This window comes from Streptomyces yokosukanensis (assembly GCF_001514035.1).
Lineage (GTDB): Bacteria > Actinomycetota > Actinomycetes > Streptomycetales > Streptomycetaceae > Streptomyces > Streptomyces yokosukanensis.
Window position 1 is genome coordinate 147,002 of the sequence record NZ_KQ948214.1, and the last position, 19,625, is coordinate 166,626.

The window sequence follows — 19,625 nt, forward strand, 5'->3', positions numbered from 1 at the left end:
CGATCTCTATGTCATCGAGGATCCAGCGGTCTTCCGGGCATGCATCACGCTGCCGTCGAGGGGCAGTGGCGAACGGTCCACATAGGTGAGGCCGGCGGCGTCGAGCAGTCGGGCGTAGTGGTCGGCGCTCCGCTCCCGGCCGCCGACGTTGCACATCATGTGCAGGTCCCACGAGGTGGCCAGCGAGATCGATCCGTCGGTGGGAAGCACCCGCTCGACGATGAGCAGGTCGGCGTGGGCGGGCATGGCACGGGCGCAGTGGCGCAGAATCTCGCGGCACCGGTCGTCGTCCCAGTCGTGCAGCACACGGGACAGGACGTAGATGTCCCCGTCTGCCGGTACGTCCGAGAAGTCGCCTGCGCGGTAGGCGCACCGCTCGCCGCATCCGGTGGCGTCGAGGGACCGGCGGGCGGCCTCGATGACGTGCGGTCGTTCCAGCAGAACGCCGCGCAGGCGCGGGTGTGCGGCGAGGAGGCGACCGAGCAGTTCCCCCGTTCCGCCCGCGACGTCGACGACGGTCTTGGGCACGGGCGCCCGGCCTGCGGCCATGACGACCGGATGCGCGGGCAGCGGCTCGAACATGTGCGAACTCGCGGCCATGGACTGGTCGAAGAGTTCGGCGAGTTCGGGGTCGCGTGCGAAGTGGTCGAAGTGGTTCTCGCCGAAGAGGTGGTCGAAGGCGACCTGTCCGGTGCGTACCGTGTGCCCCAGGCCGGCGAAGGACTGGTAGAACGGGCCGCCGTACATCAGGGCCAGAGGTCGCATCGAGCCCTTCGAGTCCGCGCGCAGCAGCGCGCCGAGTTCGGTCAGCCGGAAGCCGGTCCGGTCGGCTGCCACGACGTCCAGCATCACGAGGTAGCGCAGGAGCGTCGCCAGGTTCTCCGGGTCGGCGCCGACCGTCCGCGCCAGGAGCTCGATCCGGTTCCCTGTCGCCACGTCCATGGCCTCGGGCAGGCGCAGTTGGGCGAACACCGCCAGGGCCTGCGTCGTCCATGCCCCGGTCAGCAGGCGCAGGAGCGATTCAGCGGGCTGTTGCGCGCGGTGCCCGTCCAGGTGGGCGGCGAGCACATCGCGGTGGTCACCGGGTACGTACAGCTCCACCCGCCGGCAGCCGGCCTTCGCGTCGACGGGCGCGGCGAAGTAGAACACCGTGCCGTCCTCGTGCGGGGTGTATCCCCCGCCGTCGGGGACCGCGCCGTGGCGCCTGAACACCGCGCACAGGCCGCGCAGCAGCAGCGGGTCCGGGTCCTCGATCTCGAAGGCGAGGTGCGTCTCGTGCTGCCAGGCGCGCTCGTGCTCGGCGATCTCGGTCAGCTGCGAGCCCTCGGGGACGGTCAGTGCGAAGACCTCGACCATGCGCTGTGCCCCGTCCAGACCCGCCACCGTGGGACGCAGGATCTCCACGTCGAGTTCCGTGACGGCGCGCCCGTGCCGCAGGGCCAGTCGCTCGCGGACGACGACGCTCGGCTGTGCGGGGGTGTCCGAGGCCAGCCCGCATGCGGTCAGCATGGCGCGAAGAGCCTGCGGATGCGGTGGGAAGACGAGCAGGGCGGCGTGCGCGAAGCGGCAACGGTCCACCACCGTGCGCAGTTCGGGGCCGTCCAGGCCGGGCAGCAGGAGCGAGAGCAGTGTGGGGGTGTCCTGTTCCCTGACGAAATCGACTGTCGCGCGCAGGCGCGCCACGTCGCCGCTGGGCAGCGTGGTCATCATCGTGAAGGCATCCTTGTTTCGGGTTCGTGCGGAACGGTGCTCGGCGGAACGGTGCTCGGCGAAGCGGTTCTCATACGCCGACGTAGTTCTCGGCGAACCAGTCCTGTTGACTGCGGGACGTGCGCAGCGACTCGATGCGGGAAGTCCGCAGGCAGTTGTGGAACGACGACTCACCGTCCGGGCCCGGCGGGCCGTGCAACAGCTGGATCATCCATTGCGAGAACTCCTGCGCGCGCCAGATGTGCGTGAGGCACCGAGCCGAGTAGCGGGCGAGCCCCTGTCCGTCGCCGTGCGTGAGGTCGTCGACGAGGGCACGGGCGAGGATCTCCGCCTCCAGCACCGCGAGGTTCGCGCCCTTGGCCGCGGACGGGCTGATCACACTGGCGGCGTCGCCGGCGAGGAGGAGCGATCCGTGGCGCAGCGGTTCGAGGACGTCGGACTCGAGGCTGACGACGGACCGTTGGACGATGCGGCCCCGGTGCAGCGGGCCGTAGTCCGCGGCGTGCATCCGCAGCTCCAGTTCGCCCCAGATCCGGTCCTCGGACCAGGCTCCGGCCGGGCTGTCGCGCTCGTACTGCAGGTAGTAGCGCGTGACGTCGGGGGTGCGTGCCATGTGCCCGGCGAAGCCGCGCTCGTGCACCGCGTAGCCCACCGCGTCGAGGCTCGGCGGTGCCTCGACGAGCAGGCCGAGCCAGGACACGCCGTGGTCGCGGTGGTGGTGGCGGACCGCGCCGGGCGCGAGCGCGCGTCGCGCGGCGCCGTGCCGGCCGTCGCAGCCGGCGACGTACCGGGCCTGCCACCGACCGCGGCGTCCGTCCGGCGTGCGTACCGTGACCGAGGGCCGGGTGCTGTGCATCGCGCGGACGGACACCGCCTCGGTGCCGAAGTGGATCCGGCCCCCTGCGTCCAGGAACTGCGTCAGCAGATCCGTGACCAGGTACTGCTGCGGATAGACCACGTGCTGCTCGCGCAGGCCGAGGCCGCCGTAGTCCAGCCGGAAACGGCCGCCCTCGGTGCGGAACTCGCAGGTGCCGTGCGCCCGTCCGCGCCGGTGCAGGCCCTCCGCCAGACCGTGTCGGTCCAGGATCCGTACGGTGTTCGCGGCGAGGAAGCCGGCACGTGCGCGGGTCTGGACGTGCGCGCGGCCGGCGCGCTCCAGGACGACGCAGTCGATCCCGCTCCTGTGGAGGAGATTGCCGAGTACCAGCCCGGCCGGCCCGGCGCCGAGGATGACCACGTCGGTCGCGCCGCCGACCGCTCCAATATTCTGACCTTCCGTCACGGAAATGGATCTTAATTCCGCAAAAATAACGGATGCGTAGATATCACTCTAAAGCGTACAGGGTGTACAGATCTACTAATTGGCCCGTGCTTCGGCAGAGGCCTGCCGCTCCATGTGGCCGGTCCCCCGGCTCCGGCGAGGCCGGGAGACGGGGGACCGTCGGGTCGATCACGGATGCGTGCCGTCCGCCCGGACTCAGGCCGTGTGCAGGGCCGCGTGCAGCGTACGGACGGCCATGGTGATGGCGGCCTCGGCCGCATGGGTCCCGCGCAGGGCGTTGAGCATCACGAAGTCGTGGATGATGCCCTGGAACCGGACGGCGGTGACCGGCACGCCCGCCTCGCGGAGCTTGTTGGCGTAGGCCTCACCCTCGTCGCGCAGCACGTCGGCCTCGCCGGTGATCACGAGGGCCGGCGGCAGGTCCCGGAGCTGCTCCGTGGTGGCGCGCAGCGGGGACGCCGTGATCTGCGCCCGCTCGGCCTCGTCGGTCGTGTACTGGTCCCAGAACCACTGCATGCCGTCGCGGCGCAGGAAGTAGCCGGTGGCGAACTGGTGGTACGACGGGGTGTCGAAGTTCGCGTCCGTGACCGGGTAGAACAGCACCTGCTGGACCAGCGGGATGCCGCCGCGCTCCTTGGCCATGAGCGTCAGCGCGGCCGTCATGTTGCCACCGACCGAGTCGCCGGCCACCGCCAGCCGCGTGCCGTCCAGCTCCTTGGTCGCGCCCTGCTCCACGACCCACTTCGCGACGGCGAAGTTCTGCTCGATGGCGACCGGGTAGCGGGCCTCGGGCGCCAGGTCGTACTCGGGGAACACGACCGCGGCGTTCGCGCCGACGGCCAGTTCGCGCACCAGGCGGTCGTGGGTGTGGGCGTTGCCGAAGACCCAGCCCGCGCCGTGGATGTAGACGATCACCGGCAGGGTGCCCTCGGCGCCCGCGGGGCGGACGATCCGGGCGCGGACGGTGCCCGTCGGACCGCCGGAGACGGTGATCCACTCCTCGTCGACCGCCGGCTTGTCGATCTCGCCGGACTGCACGTCGTCGACCGCCTTACGACCCTCCGCCGGGGGCAGGTCGAAGAGGTAGGGCGGGTTGGCGGTCGCCTGGGCGAACTCGGCTGCCGCGGGTTCCAGCACCGGGTCGACCGGCGCGAGGGCGTCAGACATGCTGATCTCCTGCAATTCGTAGGGTGCGGCGGTCGTTTCCAGGAATCTCTCCGGATCGTCGTGCCGGGGACTCCGGCGCCGCCGCACCGCACCGTAGATGCCCCGTGCGCGCGGTGGTTGTCCGCAGGCGCACGGCCGATGTCCCCACAGCGCACGGCGGTGCGCGCCGCGGGGACGGCCGCCGGACCGGCGATCCCGTGCCGCGCCTGCCACCGCGCGTCCGGTGCGCTGTGGGCAACGTTCCAGTGCGCTGGCAGGACACACGACGGCGTCCGCCGCGCCTAGCGTGGCGGCGCGACGGTCACGGTTCGCCCACGCGTTCGACAGCGAACCCCCACACCGTCACCGCATGTCCCGTCCGTCGCGTTCGCACGCGGCGGCGATCGAAGTCGCCATCCCGGAAAGGGTCCTGCACACGTGTCTCCAATGCCGGTCGGCGGACTGGTTCCCCAGCCCACCGACGATGCCGCAGAACTCGTCGTCCGCAACGCGAGAATCCATACGGGAGACCCGGACCACCCGCACGCCGAGGCGCTCGCCGTCAAGGACGGTGTCATCACGGTCGTCGGTGCCGACAAGGACGTGGCCGCGCACGTCGGAGCCGCCACGAAGGTCGTGGACGCACTCGGGCGGCGGATGATCCCCGGGCTCAACGACGCCCATCTGCACGTCATTCGCGGCGGTCTCAACTACGTCCTGGAACTGCGCTGGGACGGTGTCCGCACGCTGCGCCAGGGCCTGGCCATGCTGCGGGAACAGGCCGCCCGTACCCCCAAGGGCCAGTGGGTGCGGGTGGTGGGAGGCTGGTCGGCCGAGCAGTTCGCGGAGCGACGGCTGCCGACCGTCGCGGAACTGAACGCCGCCGCCCCCGACACCCCGGTGTTCGTCCTGCACCTGTACCAGTCCGCGGTCCTCAACCGGGCAGCGGTGAAGGCCGCCGGATTCGACAAGGACACGCCCGATCCCCGGGGCGGACAGATCGTCCGCGGCCGGGACGGGGAACCGACGGGCATGCTGCTCGCGGCGCCCGGCGCCCTCATCCTCTACTCGACCCTGGCCAAGGCACCGGTGCTCCAGGGCGAGGACCAAAGGGTCTCGACCCGTCATTTCCTGCGCGAGCTGAACCGGTTCGGTCTGACCTCGGCGATCGACGCCGCCGGCGGGTTCCAGAACTTCCCCGACAACTACAGCACCGTCATCGAGCTGGCGAGGGCCGGCCAGTTGTCCCTGCGCATCGCCTATCACCTCTTCCCGCAGACCGCGGGCCAGGAGACAGCCGACCTCGCCCGCTGGATCGAGATGGTCCGCCCCGAGGACGGGGACGCGTGGCTGCGGCTCAACGGCGCGGGTGAGAACCTCACCTGGGCGGCGGCGGACTTCGAGAACTTCAACCAGCCGCGTCCCGAACTCGGGGACTACGAGGGCGAATTCGAGAAGGCCGTCCGTCTCCTCATGGAGAACGGCTGGGGATTCAGGCTGCACGCCACCTACGACGAGACCATCCGCCGGGACCTCGCGGTCTTCGAGAAGCTCGCCGCCGAGGGGCTCTTCCCGGCCGGGAACCGGTGGTTGTTCGACCACGCCGAGACCGTGACCCCGGAGAGCCTCGACCGGGTCGCCGCGCTCGGCGGTGCCATGTCCGTCCAGAACCGGCTCTCGTTCCAGGGCGAGGCGTTCCTGCGCCGCTACGGCCCGGGCAGGGCCGCCGAAGCCCCGCCGATCCGGGAGATGCTGGAGCGCGGGCTGACCGTTGCCGCCGGCACGGACGCCACCCGGGTGTCCACCTACAACCCCTGGGTGGCCCTGCACTGGCTGGTGAGCGGCCGCAGCGTCGGTGACCTCGTGCTGCGCCCCCGGAGCAACCGGGTCGACCGGCAGACCGCGCTCACCATGTTCACCCGGGCCGGCGCCGAGCTGACCGGCGAGCAGGACGTCAAGGGCGTTCTGCGGCCGGGGAGTTACGCGGACCTCGCGGTGCTCTCCGAGGACTACTTCACCGTCCCCGAGCCGGAGATCGCGCACATCGAGTCGCTGCTCACGGTCACCGGCGGCCGGATCGTCTACGCCGCCGGCGAGTACGAGGGCCTGGACGAGGAACTGCCGGCCGTGAGCCCCGACTGGAGCCCGGTCGCGCACTTCGGCGGCTACCAGGCGTCCGGGCCGCACCTCGCGGGTGTGCGCCAGGCGGAGTCCCTCGGCGAGGCCGTCGCCGAGTCGGAGCAGCACCGCGAGTGGCGCGCGCGGCGCGGCCTGTTCCCGGACGCCACCGGCACACCCTTCGATCCCTGCTTCGTCCTCTGACGCTCCCGGAAGGGGCCCGGCCGTGGGCCGCCCCTTCCGGGGCACCACCCGACCCACCGTCCAACGGGCGGTTTCTTGTCCGCCGCGGACGCCCGTCCGCGCCGCTACTGATGGAAAGGCACCCTCACATGACCGACATCGCCGAGGTCACCGCGTCCCCCAGCCCCGACCTGCTGACCCCCGACAACTGTGCGGTCCTGTTCGTCGACCACCAGCCGCAGATGTTCTTCGGCACGGGCAGCGGTGACCGCACCGCGATCATCAACTCCACCCTGGGCCTGGCCAAGGCCGCCAAGGTGTTCGACGTGCCGGTGGTGCTGAGCACCGTGGCCGCCGAGTCCTTCTCCGGCCCGATCCTGCCGCAGCTGGCGGCCGTCTTCCCCGACCACGGGATCATCGACCGCACCACGATGAACGCCTGGGAGGATGCCGCGTTCGTCGAGGCCGTCAAGGCGACCGGTCGCAAGAGGATCGTCATAGCCGGTCTGTGGACCGAGGTCTGCGTCGTCCTTCCCGCGCTGTCGGCCCTCGCCCAGGGGTACGAGGTCTACGTGGTCACCGACGCGTCCGGCGGGGTCAGCCCGCAGGCGCACGAACACGCCGTGCAGCGCATGATCCAGGCCGGCGCCGTCCCGGTCACCTGGGTGCAGGTCCTGCTGGAGCTGCAGCGTGACTGGGCCCGCACCGAGACGTACGTGCCGGTCACGGAGGTCGTCAAGGAGCACGGCGGCGCCTACGGCCTCGGTCTGGTCTACGCGCAGGCCGTGATCGGCGCCCACGCCGCCGGCTGATCCCACCGCGTCAGCGAGAGATGTGAAGGTCAGGAACAGGTAGGAAGAGATGGATGCTGGACTGCTGATCCTCCGGTTGATGGCGGGACTCCTCATCGCCGGCCACGGAGTGCAGAAGGTGAGCTACCGGCTGGGGGGCCACGGCTTGGCAGGCGGAACCGAGGAGTTCCGTCACGACGGGTTCCGCGGCGGCCGACTGACGGCGGTCGTGGCGGGCGCCAGCCAGATCGGTGCCGGCCTGTTCCTGGCCGCCGGACTGCTGACGCCCCTGGCCGCGATGGCGGCCATGGGGGTGATGACGGTCGCGGGCACCGTCAAATGGCCCAAGGGCCTCTGGGTGCAGAACGACGGCTACGAGTACCCGATGGTCCTCGTCGTCGTCTCCACGGCGCTGTCCCTCACCGGGCCCGGCCGGTGGTCCCTCGACCACGTGCTGGGCATCACCCCGTGGCCGCTGTGGATCGTCCTCGCCGCGATCGTGCTCGGCCCCACCAGCGGGCTGCTGACCCGCCTGGTGCTGCACCGTGTGCCCACCACGTCGGAAAGGACACCTCATGCGCGGGCTGCTGACTGACGCGGCGCACACCCTGGCTCCGCCCAGGGACGACCGCCACGGCCCGCTGCCTCCCCTGATGCTGACGCTGACCGTGGTCACCGGCCTGGTCGACGCGGTGAGCTATCTGGCCCTCGGGCACGTCTTCGTCGCCAACATGACCGGCAACGTCGTGTTCCTCGGATTCGCGCTGGCGGGCGCCCCGAACCTGTCCGCGCTCGCCTCCGTCGTCGCGCTGGCGGTGTTCCTCCTGGGCGCGCTGGCCGGCGGCAGGCTGGGGACCCGGTTCGCCGGCCACCGCGGGCACCTGTTGCGGACGGCCACCGCCGCGCAGACGGTCCTGGTCGCCGTCACCGTCGCCGTCACGGCGGTCGCCGACGGCCGGGTCACCACCGGCGTCCAGTACACGCTGATCGTGTGTCTCGGGCTCGGCATGGGTCTGCAGAACGCGGTCGCCCGGCGGCTCGGCGTCCCCGACCTCACCACGACCGTACTGACACTGACCCTCACGGGGCTGGCCGCGGACTCCGCCCCGGCGGGCGGCGCGGCGCCGAGGCCGGGACGTCGGATGCTGTCCGTGCTGGCCATGCTGCTCGGCGCCCTCGTCGGGGCCCAACTCGTCCTGCACGGCCATCTCGTGCTCACCCTGGGCCTCGCCCTGCTGCTCCTGGCGTGCGTCTCCGTGGTGACGCACCGGCTGTCCGGCACCGACGCCGTGTGGATCCGGCCGCCGTCCTGAGCGACCGGCGCCCTGAAGGCCCCGGAGCGAAGACACTGCGCTCCGGGGCCGCATCCCGTGCGCTCCCGGTCAAGAGCCCGCCGCCGGCGGGCTCTACGGTCACTCCTGCCCATGCCCGCCCCGCACCCGGTCTGGACAAGTATGAAGAGCACCCCGTCGTCACCGGCATCCGCCGAGACCGACTCCCCGTGGGCACCGCTCGCGGCACGTGTCTTCCGGGCGCTGTGGATCGCCCAACTGGTCTCCAACATCGGCAGCTGGATGCAGACGGTGGGCGCCCAGTGGCTGCTGGTGGGCCACGGCGCCGCACTGGTGACGCTCGTGCAGACCGCCGCCAGCCTTCCCGTCGTACTGCTGGCCCTGCCCTCCGGGGTGCTCGCCGACCGCTTCGACCGCCGATCGGTGCTGCTCACCGCGCAGTTCGCGATGATCGCGGTGTCCGGTGCGCTGGCCGTGCTGGCGTTCACGCACGCCCTGTCGCCGACGCTGCTGCTCGTCCTCACCTTCCTGCTGGGGTGCGGTACGGCGCTGATGGGCCCGGCCTGGCAGGCGATCCAGCCGGAGCTGGTGGAACGCCGGCGGCTCGGCCAGGCGGCGGCGCTGGGCGCGGTGAACATGAACCTGGCCCGCGCCGTGGGTCCGGCACTCGGCGGGGCCGTGGTCGCGGCGGCGGGCGCGGGCTGGGTCTTCGCCTTCAACGCGGCCTCGTACCTGGGCATCGCGGCCGTCCTCCTGGTCTGGCGGCGCCCACGGACGGATGCCCCGGCGGGGAGCGAAGGGCTGCTGGACGCCCTGCACGCCGGGCGCCGCTATGTGTGGAACGCCCCCGGGATACGCCGGGTCCTGTTGCGCACGCTCCTGTTCATCCCCGGCGGCGCGGCTCTGTGGGCACTGCTGCCCCTGACCGCGAGCCGTTCCCTCGGCCTCGGCTCGGGCGGATACGGGCTGCTGCTGGCGGCGGTGGGGGTGGGAGCGGTGGCCGGGGCCTTCGCGCTGCCCCGGGTGCGCCGCGTGCTGGGGGCCAACGGCACGCTCGCGGCGGGCGCCGTGGTGTTCGCCGGGTTGCTCGCGGTGCTGGCGACCGTGCGTACGCCGTGGCTCGTCGCGGCTGCCCTGCTGCCCGGTGGCCTCGCCTGGATCGCCGTGCTGTCCACGCTCAACGCGGCCGTGCAGACGCGGCTGCCGGGCTGGGTCAGGGCCCGGGGGCTCGCCGTCTACCTCCTGGTCTTCCAGGGTGGCCAGGCGCTGGCGGCGCCCCTGTGGGGAGCGGTGGCCGGCTGGCTGGGGCTCGGCGACTGTCTGCTGATCGCCGCCGCCGTGATGCTGCTCAGCGCCGCCACCGTGCGGCGTTGGCCGCTGCGCGACACCGACGGGATCAACCCCTCGCCCTCCGACCACTGGCCCGCTCCACCCCTGGTGTTCGAGCCGGGAGAGGCCGACGGCCCGGTCCTGGTCTCCGTCGTCTACCGGGTCCCGGCGGACCACCGCGTCGAGTTCACGGACCGCATGCACCACGTGGCTCGGTCCAGGCGCCGTACAGGGGCCTTGACCTGGGGCCTCTACCAGGACGGCGGCGAGCCGGAACGCTTCGTCGAGACCTATCTGATCTCCTCCTGGGCGGAGCACCTCGCCCAGCACCACGTCCGGCTGACGGCCACCGACCGTCACCACGAGGAGCGGGCTCGCGAGCTGCTCACGCCCGGGACCGTCCCCGAGGTGACCCATGCCTTCGACACCGCGTCGGGGCCCGCGGTGCCGGGCCGCCCCTGATGTGGGCACGGCACAGCCGGTTCAGGGGCGGGGAATGTTGCGCAGGTTGGCTCGGGCCAGGTGGACCATGCTGCCGACGCCTCCGCTCAGGACCGTACGGCTCGCGGACAGGGCGAAGCCGCTGAGCTGCTCGGTGGTGATCTTCGGCGGGACCGCCAGTGCGGCGGGATCGGTGACGACGTCGACCAGCGCGGGCCCGTCATGGGCGAACGCCTCGCGCAGCGCGCCGCGCACCTCGGCGGGCTTCTCCACCCGGACACCGAGCGCTCCGGCCGCCGTCGCGATGGCGGCGTAGTCGGTGTGCGGGTAGGTCGTGCCGTGCGGGGGCAGGCCGTCGACCATCATCTCCAGGTCGACCATGCCCAGGGAGGAGTTGTCGAAGACGACCACCTTCACCGGCAGGCCGTACTGGACGAGGGTGAGGAAGTCGCCCATCAGCATGGAGAAGCCGCCGTCGCCGGAGAGGGAGACGACCTGCCGGCCGCGGTCGAGGAACTGCGCGCCGATCGCCTGGGGCAGCGCGTTGGCCATCGAGCCGTGCACGAACGAGCCGAGGATGCGGCGGCGGCCGTTGGGGGTGAGGTAACGCGCCGCCCACACACAGCACATGCCGGTGTCGACGGTGAACACGGCGTCGTCGGCGGCCTCTTCGTCGAGCACCGAGGCCACGTACTCGGGGTGGATCGGGGTGTGCCGGCCGACGTCGCGGGTGTAGGCGTTGACGGCGCCCTCCAGGGCGTGCGTGTGCCGCTCCAGCATGCGGTCGAGGAAGCGGCGGGACGGCTTCTCGCGCACCGCGGGTGTGAGACACCGCAGCGTCTCGCGTACGTCGCCCCAGACGGCGAGTTCGAGTCCGGTGCGCCGGCCGAGCCGCTCGGGCTGCACGTCGACCTGCACGGTCCGCACATGGCGGGGCAGGAAGTCGGTGTACGGGAAGTCGGTGCCGAGCAGGAGCAGCAGGTCGCACTCGTGCATGGCCTCGTAGGCGGATCCGTAGCCGAGCAGCCCGGACATGCCGACGTCGTACGGGTTGTCGTACTGGATGTGCTCCTTGCCGCGCAGGGCGTGGCCGACCGGCGCCTTGACCTTCTCGGCGAAGGCCATGACCTCGGCGTGGGCGCCCTCGACGCCCCGGCCGCAGAACACCATGACGCGCTCGGCCGCGTCCACGAGTTCGGTGAGCCGGGCGATCTCCTGGTCGCCGGGGCGGATGGCGGGCAGGTCGAGGGGCATGGCGAGTTCGGGTGCCGCGTCCGGGGAGTCCTCGGCGGCGGTGTCCCCGGAAAGGGCCACCACCGAGACACCGCGCCGCCCGACGGCGTGCTGGATCGCCGTCTGCACCACGCGCGGCATCTGGCGCGGCGAGGAGATCAGCTCGGAGTAGTGGCTGCACTCGGCGAACAGCCGGTCGGGGTGGGTCTCCTGGAAGTAGCCCGTGCCGATCTCCGCGCTGGGTATGTGGGCGGCCAGCGCGAGGACGGGAGCCATCGAACGGTGGGCGTCGTACAGGCCGTTGATCAGGTGCAGGTTGCCGGGGCCGCAGGAGCCCGCGCAGGCGGCCAGCCGGCCGGTGAGCTGGGCCTCGGCGCCGGCGGCGAACGCCGCGACCTCCTCGTGGCGGACCTGGATCCACTCGACGCCACGGTGCCGTCTGACCGCGTCGACGACGGGGTTCAGACTGTCCCCGACCACGCCGTACATGCGGCGCACACCCGCGCGCGCCATGAGGTCGACGTACTGTTCGGCGATGGTCTGCTTGGCCATGACACTCCTCGGGTTCCGGCATTGCGGCGGACCACGGCGTGTGCCGGCACGGCGGTCCCGCCTCGCGCCTCGACCACGCTAGTGAGCCGGGGGAACCCGACTTGATCGTCGGCGCACGGGCTCCGCCCCGACAGCGCACCGTTCGTCGGCCGCGGCCGGGAGACCCACGCCCCGCGCCGCGTGGATGGGACCGTCCAGCACGGAGAGCGAACGACCGCTGGGGCCGACGTGGGCGAAGGGCCGGCGGTGCGCCTCGGCGAGCACGGGGACGTCGAACTTCGGGTCGTGCGTCATCACGCACACCACGGTCCTGTGATCGGTTTCCGTGGCCGCCAGATACCGGTGCGGCCAGTCGACCACCACCTCGTGGGCGTGCGGGAAGCGTTCGGGTGTGGTGAAGGCCGAGCGGGCGTCGCACACCGTGACCTGGTAGCCGGGGAAGGCGCCGATCCGGCTCACGGCGGCGGCATGGGCGTCGCCTCGAAGACCAGCAGCCGGGGCTCCGGGGACCAGGCCTCGAACAGCACGCGTGTCGCGCCGTGTACGCCGAGGTCGTAGGTCCGTACGACGGTGTCGTCCCGCCCGAGCAGGAGGCGGGCGTCGCCCAGGACGAGCAGGTCCAGATCGACGCCGCGCGTGCTGCCAAGGTGGCCGATCTCGCCTCCGCAGGTCAGCCCGGTCGCGAACGCGTCGTCGGAGTCCGCGAAGGAGACGAACTGCGGCCGTCCCGAGTCGAGCACCTCCCGGGCCAGGTCGTAGACGGCGCCTTCCACGCAGCCGCGCGACACGCCGCCGAGGGCCGTGCCGTCGCCGCGGACGCACAGGGGGCTCCGGCGGCCAGCCACTCCAGCAGCCGCGGTGCCAGGTCGCGCATGCGGGTCCCCGATCCGCTCTCGGCACGGGATGTCATCGCGAGGCGTCCATGGGCGTCAGCCCGAGGAACCTGCGGCCGTTGGCCTCGAGTGCGCCGGCGTCGATCCCTCGGCCGAGCGGGAACCCGACCGGGTCGGGCTGGGCCATGTCGAAGGGGTAGTCGCTGCCGCAGACGATCCGCTCCGGCGAGGCATGGGCGCGCAGCAGCTCCAGGACGTCCGGGTCATGGGTGATCGTGTCGAAGTAGAGCAGACTGAAGGACTCCGCGGGCGGACGCGTACTGCCCCGGCGCACGTCGCCGCGGGAGCGCCAGCCGTGTCCCCACCGGCCCAGCAGGGAGGGTGCGCAGCCCCCGCCGTGGACGAAGCAGATCCTGAGGGAGGGGAGTTCTTCCAGGACGCCGCCGAGGACGACCGCGGCGACGGCGGTCGTGCTCTCCACCGGGTTGCCGATGAGGTTCACAAGGTAGTGGTGGTCCCATTCGGTGCGGGGCAGTTGCATCGGGTGGACGAGGACGGACAGGCCCAGTTCGGCGGCGATGCCGAGGATCTCCCGTGGGGCGTCCCGGTCGAGGGACCGGCCGTCGACCACCGGGGGTACGGCGACGCCCGCGACGCCCTGCGCCGCCGCGATCTCGGTCAACTCCCGTCGGGCGGCGTCCACATCGTCCAGCCGGACGAGTCCGAGCCCGACGAGCACTCCGTCCGTGTCGGCCACGGCGGCGGCGAGCTGGGCGTTGTAGGAGGCGATGTACTCGTCCGCCTCGGCGGGGGCGTGGACGGGGAAGGCGAACGGCGGCGCGGAGACGACGCGCGCGCCGAGCCCGGCCTTCCGGGTGTCGGCGACGACGGTGTCGACGTCGGTCATCGCCGCGGTCGGGAACCCCAACGGGGCTCGGCCCAGGAAGAGTTCGCCGTCGCGGTCGTGCATGCCGCCGAGCGGGTTCCCGGGCGGGAGGGCGAGCAGGTCGCGCGGCAGCCAGTGGGCGTGGACGTCGATGACTCCGGCGCGCAGGGCACCGTTCATGCTGTTCTCCGTTCCTGGGCCGCGCGCTCGACGGCACGCCGGATGGGCCCGTAGCCGGTGCAGCGGCAGATGTTGGAACCGACCACGTGGTCCATGGCCTCGGGGTGGTCGGCGAGGTCGGGGTCGGCGTCCATCGCACCGGCGGCGACCATGAGGAAGCCGGGTGTGCAGAAGCCGCACTGCAGTGCGTGCTCGGCCGAGAAGGCCCGCTGCAGCGGGTGGGGTTCGCCGTCGGGGCCGGTGAGGCCCTCCACCGTGCGCAGGGAGCGGCCGTCGGCCTGGACGGCCAGCACCAGGCAGGAGCGGATCGGCTCGCCGTCCATGAGGATGGAGCAGGCTCCGCAGACGCCGTGCTCGCACCCCAGGTGCGTCCCCGTGAGTCCGAGGTCGTCGCGCAGGACGTCGGCGAGCACCCGGCGGGGTTCCACGTCGAGCACGTGGTCGGTGCCGTTCACCTTGAGGGTGGTCTTCATCGGTGGTCTCCCTGTCGTGCGGCGAGGCGGGCGCGCCGGTCGTTCGCCGCCTGGAGGAGGGTTCTGGCCACGAGGACGGCGATGATCCGCCGCTTGTGGTCGACGTCGGCGAACGGTTCGGGCAGGGGCGCCGCGTCGTGCTCGGCGGCGATGCGTCCGGCGCGGGCGAACGGATGCTCGTCGCGGACCCGGGGCCCCGCCGGGAGCGCGCCGAGTTCGCTTCCGCGCAGCGCGTCCTCCGCGGCCCGGGCCCGGAGCGGGCGGTCGGCGGAGTTGACCAGTGCGATCCGTACGTCGCTGATCACGCCGTCGTCGACCGTGAGGGTCGTCCCGACGGCGACCTGGGCGAAGCAGAAGTGCGTACGGCGGTGCTCGATGAAGCCGACGCCGGTGTTCTCGCCGAGCAGCGGCAGGCGTACGGCGGTGATCAGCTCCTGCGGCAGGCGGGCGGTGCGAAACGGCCCGAGGAAGTAGTCGCGGGCCGCGACGGACCGGGCGCCGTCGGGTCCGGCCAGCTCCACGGTGGCGTCCAGGGCGACGCCGATGGCACACCATTCCGAGGCGGGATGGGCCCAGCCGTAGCTGCCGGCCATGGTCCCGCGGGACCGGATGGGCGGGTGGGCGATGTTGACCACGGCCTGGGCGAGCAGGGTGCCCAGCGGGCCCGGCACGGCGTCGGGCGGCTCGAAGGCCGCGTGCCGGACCAGGGCGCCGACGCGCAGTTCGTCGCCCTCGACACGCATGCCGTCGAGTTCGGGGATCCGGTTGATGTCGACGACGAGTTCCGGGCGGACGCGTTCCAGGTGCATCTCCAGGATCAGGCTCTGTCCGCCGGCGACGACCTGGGCCTTGCGTCGGGTGTCGCCGAGTGCCGCGACGGCCTCGGCGACCGTGCGGGGTACCGCGTAGTCGAAGGGTGCGGGTTTCACCGGACGTCTTCCTCGTGCGTCGAGGCGCGCAGCGCGCGCAGGATGCGGTCGGGGGTGAGCGGCATCTGCAGCAGCTCGGGGTCGACGGCCGGCAGGGCGTCGGCCACGGCGTTGGCGATGGCGGCCGGAGTGCCGATGCAGCCCGACTCGCCCGCGCCCTTGGCACCCAGCGGTGAGTTGGGGCTGGGGGTGTGGGTGTCCTTGGCCTCGATGGGCGGGACTTCCGTGAACGTCGGGAGCAGATAGTCCAGGAACCCGCTCGCCACGTGCGGTACGCCGTCGTCGTCGAACTGCATGCCTTCGTAGAGGGCTTGGCCGATGCCTTGCAGGGCCGATCCGTACGCCTGCCCGCGCACCACCGCGGGGTTGAGGATCACTCCGCAGTCGTCGACGGTGACGAGTTGCAGGATGTTCACGAGGCCCAGGTCCGGATCCACCTCGGTCACCGCCGCGTGTGCGCCGAAGGGGAACGCCTGCCCGGTCTCGAACCGGTCCTCGATGCGCAGCGGCCCGGTGTGCTTCACCAGTTCGCCCAGGTCCATGAGGGCCGAGCCGTTGTGGGCGGTGTGCACGGAGCCGTCCGTCCACGCGACCTGGTCGACCGGCAGTTCCCACAGCCCCGCCGCCCGCGTGCGGGCCTCCTCGATCAGGAGGTTCGCCAGGTGCTGGAACAGGGCTCCGTCGACCTGCGCCGAGCGGCTCGCGAACGAGCCGAGTCCTTCGGGCTGTTCGTCGGTGTCGCCCTCGATCAGGCGCACCTGGGCCTCCGGGACGCCGAGGAACTTGGCGACCAGCGCGGGGAAGACCGTCTCGTGCCCCTGGCCGCTGGGGGCAGCGCCGCAGCGGGCGGTGATCCTGCCGTCCTCGGTGACCTGGAGGCTGCCGAACTCGTGCAGTCCGCCGGCTTCGCCGCCGGAGCGCTCCACGTAGCAGGAGATTCCGATGCCCAGCGGAAGGGCGTCGGGGTCCGTGCGGCGGCGGGCCTGCTCGGCACGCCACCTGTCGTGGTCGAGCGTCTCGAGGGCCAGGTCCAGGGCGGCGGCGTAGTTCCCGCTGTCGTAGACGCGTCCGACCGGCGTCTCGTACGGGAAGGCGTCCGGCGGGATGAAGTTGCGCCGCCGCAGCTCGACGGGGTCCATCCCGAGTCGCCGGGCGAGCAGGTCCATGGTGCGCTCGATCGCGATCGCCGCCTCGGGGCGTCCGGCGCCCCGGTAGGGGTAGGTCACCATGGTGTTGGTGAGCACCGAGCGCAGGGTCGCGTGGACGTGCGGGGTGGTGTAGGCGCCGGCCGCCATCCACGCCGTCTGCATGGGCAGTCCGGCGCCGAGGTGCGGGTAGGCGCCGACATCGGCGTCGATCGACAGCTCGTAGGCGAGGAGCCGTCCGTCGGCGTCGGCGGCGAGCCGGACCCTCTGGTCCTGCCCGCGCCCCCGGGTGGCGACGAGCATCGACTCCAGGCGGTCCTCGATCCAGCGGACCGGCCGCCCGAGTTTCACGGCCAGGTGGGCGACGGCCACGAACTCGGGGAACGCGGCGCTCTTCGACCCGAAGGCGCCTCCCGTGTCCGGCACGACGACCCGGATCCGGTCGGCGGACCAGCCGAGCAGCGCGGCGAGTTCACGGCGCAGCCGGTGCGGCATCTGGTGCCCCGACCACACCGTCAGCCGGTCGCCGTCCGGTACGGCGAGGACGGTGCGGCACTCCATGGGGCTCGGCATCAGCAGCTGCTGCCGGTACGTGGCCTCGACGACGGCCGCCGCGCCTTCCCAGACCGCGGGGTCCACGGGCTCTCCCGCCTCGCCCCGCAGGACGACGTTGCTCATCCCGTCGAACAGCCGGACGGAGTCCTTCAGCGCGGCGGACGGTGTCACCACGGCGGGCAGCGGATCGATCGTGGCGGTGACCTCGGCCACGCCGTCCTCGGCCCGGTACCGGTCCTCCCCGAGGACGACCGCCAGCGCCTCGCCCGGATACCGCACCCGGTCCTTCACGAGGGCCGACCACTCCCGGCCCGCGACGGCCTCCTCGGTGGAGAGCCCGGCCAGCAGGGTGTACGGCACCGGGGGGAGGTCCGGCAGGTCCGCGGCCGACCAGGCGCCCACGACCCCGGGCACGTCCCGGGCCGCCGTGCAGTCCACGGCGCGCAGTACGCCGTGGGCCACCTTGCTTCTCACGAATGCCGCGTCCAGACATCCGGGAACGTGAATATCGGCAACATAGCGGCCTTTCCCGGAAAGCAGCCGCTCGTCCTCACGCCTGGCCCATTTCTCCACGACAACACCTCGTTCGTGTCCGTGCGGGAACTGACGCCATTCCGGCGCCATTTCAATGGAACACCACGCCGGTGGAATTCAGCTGCTCGGACACTAACTGCCGGGGAAGCGGCGGAGCCAGCGACGGGCGGGCTCTGTGCACTGTGGGGACAGAGGCGGTGCGCTGTCAGCCCAGTTCGGCACGGAGCCAGCGCAGCACGTCGGGCCGCACGGGGTCGGTGATGTCGGTGAACTCGTCATGCCGCTTCAGGAACTTGGCCACGTAGGGGCACACGGGCACGATCCGCTTGCCCGAGGCCCGTGTGTCGGCGAGCGCCTCCTGGACCAGCCGGGAGGCCAGGCCCTGTCCGGCGAAGGCATCGTCGATCTCGGTGTGGTAGAAGACGCGCTGTTCTCCGCGGTCACGGTAGGCGACCAGGCCGGCGTGTTCGCCGGCGACCAGGATTTCGTAGCGGTTCTCGGTGTCCACGCGCTCGACGACCGGAACGACGGAGGACTGACTCATGGGATGTCCTTTCGGTTGGGGTCGGAAGATTTTTGCCAGTTCTCCCGGGATTTGACAATGCCCTTGTGGCTCCGGCCCATGAAATTCCCCGCGCCACGCGGTCTTCTCCCGCGAGTTCTTCGACCGGCAACACCTCGTGCGCTCGCCGGCAAACCACTCCCCGGGCCCGCCGTACGGTCGTCGAACCCGGCCGGTGAAGGCAACCGAACAGCCGCAGACAGGGAGATGGCATGAGACAGCGTCCTGCCGAGGGCGAGGACCCGATCGTCGTGCCGACGACGATCCTTGCCACCGTGGCCGACGATCCACCGGTACCACTGCCCGCCGAACTCCGTTACACCGCGGCGGATCCCTATGCCGTGTGCCTGTCGCTGGGCGCCCACTCCGCCGTCCCCGTCGACTGGGTCTTCGCCCGATCGCTGCTGGCCGACGGAGTGCGCCGGCCCACCGGGTCCGGGGACGTGGTGGTGATCCCAGGGCCCCGCTGCCATCCGGACACGGTCCGCGTCCTGCTGCGGACCCGGAACGGGGCGGCGGTCCTCGACGTCGCGACCCGTGACGTCTCGGCCTTTCTGCACCGCGCCGACGCGCTGGTCCCGCCGGGCACCGAGCAGCGGCACATCGATCTCGACCACGTCGTCGAGCGGCTCACGGCCGGCATCGAGTGACCGCCCGCCTGGCACCGCCGCCCGACCGGGCCGCGCTCGCTCGCTCGCCGGACCCGGCCGCGACCGCCTCGCCGGATCCGGTGCGCTGAGGGACACCTACACGTGCGCTCGCGGGCAACGCGGCCCCCGCTCCGGCCCCTAGCGTCGACCGCGCACGATTCGGCACGACATCGCAGGAGGCACATCATGACCACCGGCTCCCAGCCCGCGAGCAGCCAGCCGTGGCTGCATCAGAAGGGTTCGGTCATCCAGGAGTTCGGGACCGTCAAGCAGTTCCCCATCGCCCTGTCCTACGAGGCGCGCATGTACTCCTCCCAGCGCCTGAACAAGGTGCTGGCGGACACCCAGATCCTCTACGGCCTCTACAAGAAGCACCACTGGATCATGCGGGGCGCGACCTTCTACCAGCTGCATCTGCTCCTCGACAAGCACGCGGGCGAGCAGCTGGAGCTCGTCGACACCCTGGCCGAGCGCGTCCAGACGCTGGGCGGTGTCGCCGTGGGCGATCCCCGGCACGTCGCCGAGATCACGTCGATCCCGCGCCCGCCGGACGGCGTGGAGGAGGTCCCGGCCATGCTCTCGCGGCTGCTCGAAGCCCACGAGACCATCCTCGCGGATGCCCATGACGCGGCCGCCCGCACCGTCGAACTGGGCGACGACGGCACGAACGACCTGCTGGTCTCGCAGATCATCCGCACCGGCGAACTGCAGGCCTGGTTCCTGGCCGAGCACCTGGTCGACACCCCGCTGGTCCGCGTCTGACCCGTCCGACGCCCGTCCCACCGCTGCTCCCCTGGAGTG

The 19,625-nt window shown here is 71.9% G+C and carries 18 protein-coding genes; 7 read left to right on the forward strand and 11 right to left on the reverse strand.

Annotation, left to right across the window (positions count from 1 at the left end):
• Positions 1–6 precede the first annotated feature (6 nt).
• From AQI95_RS22870 to AQI95_RS22880, 3 genes are all read right to left on the reverse strand, one after another.
• Positions 7–1,710: a methyltransferase gene (locus tag AQI95_RS22870; protein ID WP_067126723.1), complete on the reverse strand. Its 1,704-nt coding sequence runs from the start codon at positions 1,708–1,710 to the stop codon at positions 7–9.
• Positions 1,711–1,780: 70 nt separating this feature from the next.
• Complete coding sequence (locus tag AQI95_RS22875) at positions 1,781–2,992, reverse strand: 4-hydroxybenzoate 3-monooxygenase (RefSeq protein ID WP_425264895.1); 1,212 nt, start codon at positions 2,990–2,992, stop codon at positions 1,781–1,783.
• A gap of 195 nt (positions 2,993–3,187) precedes the next feature.
• On the reverse strand, positions 3,188–4,159 hold the full coding sequence (locus tag AQI95_RS22880) for an alpha/beta hydrolase (RefSeq protein ID WP_067126729.1): 972 nt from the start codon (positions 4,157–4,159) through the stop codon (positions 3,188–3,190).
• Between the two features lie 426 nt (positions 4,160–4,585).
• Between AQI95_RS22880 and AQI95_RS22885 the strand changes: the two genes are divergently transcribed.
• From AQI95_RS22885 to AQI95_RS22905, 5 genes are all read left to right on the forward strand, one after another.
• Complete coding sequence (locus AQI95_RS22885; RefSeq protein ID WP_244188830.1) at positions 4,586–6,460, forward strand: amidohydrolase; 1,875 nt, start codon at positions 4,586–4,588, stop codon at positions 6,458–6,460.
• Positions 6,461–6,588: 128 nt separating this feature from the next.
• Positions 6,589–7,251: a hydrolase gene (locus tag AQI95_RS22890; protein ID WP_067126736.1), complete on the forward strand. Its 663-nt coding sequence runs from the start codon at positions 6,589–6,591 to the stop codon at positions 7,249–7,251.
• A 49-nt stretch (positions 7,252–7,300) separates the two neighbouring features.
• Positions 7,301–7,825: a DoxX family protein gene (locus tag AQI95_RS22895; RefSeq protein WP_067127466.1), complete on the forward strand. Its 525-nt coding sequence runs from the start codon at positions 7,301–7,303 to the stop codon at positions 7,823–7,825.
• Positions 7,806–8,543, forward strand: coding sequence for a YoaK family protein (locus tag AQI95_RS22900; protein WP_067126739.1), 738 nt, complete (start codon positions 7,806–7,808; stop codon positions 8,541–8,543). Before AQI95_RS22895 ends, AQI95_RS22900 begins: the two co-directional genes overlap by 20 nt.
• 111 nt (positions 8,544–8,654) lie before the next feature.
• Positions 8,655–10,313: an MFS transporter gene (locus AQI95_RS22905; RefSeq protein WP_244188816.1), complete on the forward strand. Its 1,659-nt coding sequence runs from the start codon at positions 8,655–8,657 to the stop codon at positions 10,311–10,313.
• 21 nt (positions 10,314–10,334) lie between these two features.
• Here the strand turns inward: AQI95_RS22905 and AQI95_RS22910 are convergent, their stop codons facing one another.
• The 8 genes from AQI95_RS22910 to AQI95_RS22945 form a co-directional block, all read right to left on the reverse strand.
• Positions 10,335–12,077, reverse strand: a complete 1,743-nt coding sequence (locus AQI95_RS22910) for a pyruvate dehydrogenase (protein ID WP_067126745.1) — start codon at positions 12,075–12,077, stop codon at positions 10,335–10,337.
• A 78-nt stretch (positions 12,078–12,155) separates the two neighbouring features.
• Positions 12,156–12,536, reverse strand: coding sequence for an XdhC family protein (locus AQI95_RS50375; protein WP_067126748.1), 381 nt, complete (start codon positions 12,534–12,536; stop codon positions 12,156–12,158).
• Positions 12,533–12,922: an XdhC family protein gene (locus tag AQI95_RS50380; protein ID WP_067126750.1), complete on the reverse strand. Its 390-nt coding sequence runs from the start codon at positions 12,920–12,922 to the stop codon at positions 12,533–12,535. The genes AQI95_RS50375 and AQI95_RS50380 overlap by 4 nt, the downstream gene beginning before the upstream one ends.
• 61 nt (positions 12,923–12,983) lie before the next feature.
• Complete coding sequence (locus tag AQI95_RS22925; protein WP_067126753.1) at positions 12,984–13,976, reverse strand: amidohydrolase family protein; 993 nt, start codon at positions 13,974–13,976, stop codon at positions 12,984–12,986.
• The gene (locus tag AQI95_RS22930; RefSeq protein WP_067126756.1) at positions 13,973–14,449 is read right to left on the reverse strand and encodes a (2Fe-2S)-binding protein; all 477 of its coding nucleotides are present in this window, start codon (positions 14,447–14,449) and stop codon (positions 13,973–13,975) included. Before AQI95_RS22930 ends, AQI95_RS22925 begins: the two co-directional genes overlap by 4 nt.
• On the reverse strand, positions 14,446–15,378 hold the full coding sequence (locus AQI95_RS22935; RefSeq protein WP_067126759.1) for an FAD binding domain-containing protein: 933 nt from the start codon (positions 15,376–15,378) through the stop codon (positions 14,446–14,448). The genes AQI95_RS22930 and AQI95_RS22935 overlap by 4 nt, the downstream gene beginning before the upstream one ends.
• Positions 15,375–17,552, reverse strand: coding sequence for a xanthine dehydrogenase family protein molybdopterin-binding subunit (locus AQI95_RS22940; RefSeq protein WP_067126761.1), 2,178 nt, complete (start codon positions 17,550–17,552; stop codon positions 15,375–15,377). The genes AQI95_RS22935 and AQI95_RS22940 overlap by 4 nt, the downstream gene beginning before the upstream one ends.
• A gap of 265 nt (positions 17,553–17,817) precedes the next feature.
• A complete protein-coding gene (locus AQI95_RS22945; protein WP_067126764.1) occupies positions 17,818–18,156 on the reverse strand; it encodes a GNAT family N-acetyltransferase in 339 nt (112 codons plus the stop codon).
• A gap of 230 nt (positions 18,157–18,386) precedes the next feature.
• Between AQI95_RS22945 and AQI95_RS22950 the strand changes: the two genes are divergently transcribed.
• Together AQI95_RS22950 and AQI95_RS22955 are read left to right on the forward strand one after the other, a co-directional pair.
• The gene (locus tag AQI95_RS22950; protein WP_079071407.1) at positions 18,387–18,824 is read left to right on the forward strand and encodes an SsgA family sporulation/cell division regulator; all 438 of its coding nucleotides are present in this window, start codon (positions 18,387–18,389) and stop codon (positions 18,822–18,824) included.
• Between the two features lie 186 nt (positions 18,825–19,010).
• A complete protein-coding gene (locus AQI95_RS22955) occupies positions 19,011–19,586 on the forward strand; it encodes a Dps family protein (protein ID WP_067126767.1) in 576 nt (191 codons plus the stop codon).
• Positions 19,587–19,625 lie beyond the last annotated feature (39 nt).

Bases quoted from the DNA above. Each gene is read 5' to 3' on its own strand.
- AQI95_RS22900 (WP_067126739.1), top strand. From the start codon at position 7,806: ATGCGCGGGCTGCTGACTGACGCGGCGCACACCCTGGCTCCGCCCAGG.
- AQI95_RS22895 (WP_067127466.1), top strand. From the start codon at position 7,301: ATGGATGCTGGACTGCTGATCCTCCGGTTGATGGCGGGACTCCTCATC.
- AQI95_RS22890 (WP_067126736.1), top strand. From the start codon at position 6,589: ATGACCGACATCGCCGAGGTCACCGCGTCCCCCAGCCCCGACCTGCTG.
- AQI95_RS22945 (WP_067126764.1), bottom strand. From the start codon at position 18,156: ATGAGTCAGTCCTCCGTCGTTCCGGTCGTCGAGCGCGTGGACACCGAG.
- AQI95_RS22870 (WP_067126723.1), bottom strand. From the start codon at position 1,710: ATGATGACCACGCTGCCCAGCGGCGACGTGGCGCGCCTGCGCGCGACA.
- AQI95_RS22950 (WP_079071407.1), top strand. From the start codon at position 18,387: ATGAGACAGCGTCCTGCCGAGGGCGAGGACCCGATCGTCGTGCCGACG.
- AQI95_RS22955 (WP_067126767.1), top strand. From the start codon at position 19,011: ATGACCACCGGCTCCCAGCCCGCGAGCAGCCAGCCGTGGCTGCATCAG.
- AQI95_RS22930 (WP_067126756.1), bottom strand. From the start codon at position 14,449: ATGAAGACCACCCTCAAGGTGAACGGCACCGACCACGTGCTCGACGTG.
- AQI95_RS22925 (WP_067126753.1), bottom strand. From the start codon at position 13,976: ATGAACGGTGCCCTGCGCGCCGGAGTCATCGACGTCCACGCCCACTGG.
- AQI95_RS22910 (WP_067126745.1), bottom strand. From the start codon at position 12,077: ATGGCCAAGCAGACCATCGCCGAACAGTACGTCGACCTCATGGCGCGC.
- AQI95_RS22905 (WP_244188816.1), top strand. From the start codon at position 8,655: ATGCCCGCCCCGCACCCGGTCTGGACAAGTATGAAGAGCACCCCGTCG.
- AQI95_RS22880 (WP_067126729.1), bottom strand. From the start codon at position 4,159: ATGTCTGACGCCCTCGCGCCGGTCGACCCGGTGCTGGAACCCGCGGCA.
- AQI95_RS22885 (WP_244188830.1), top strand. From the start codon at position 4,586: ATGCCGGTCGGCGGACTGGTTCCCCAGCCCACCGACGATGCCGCAGAA.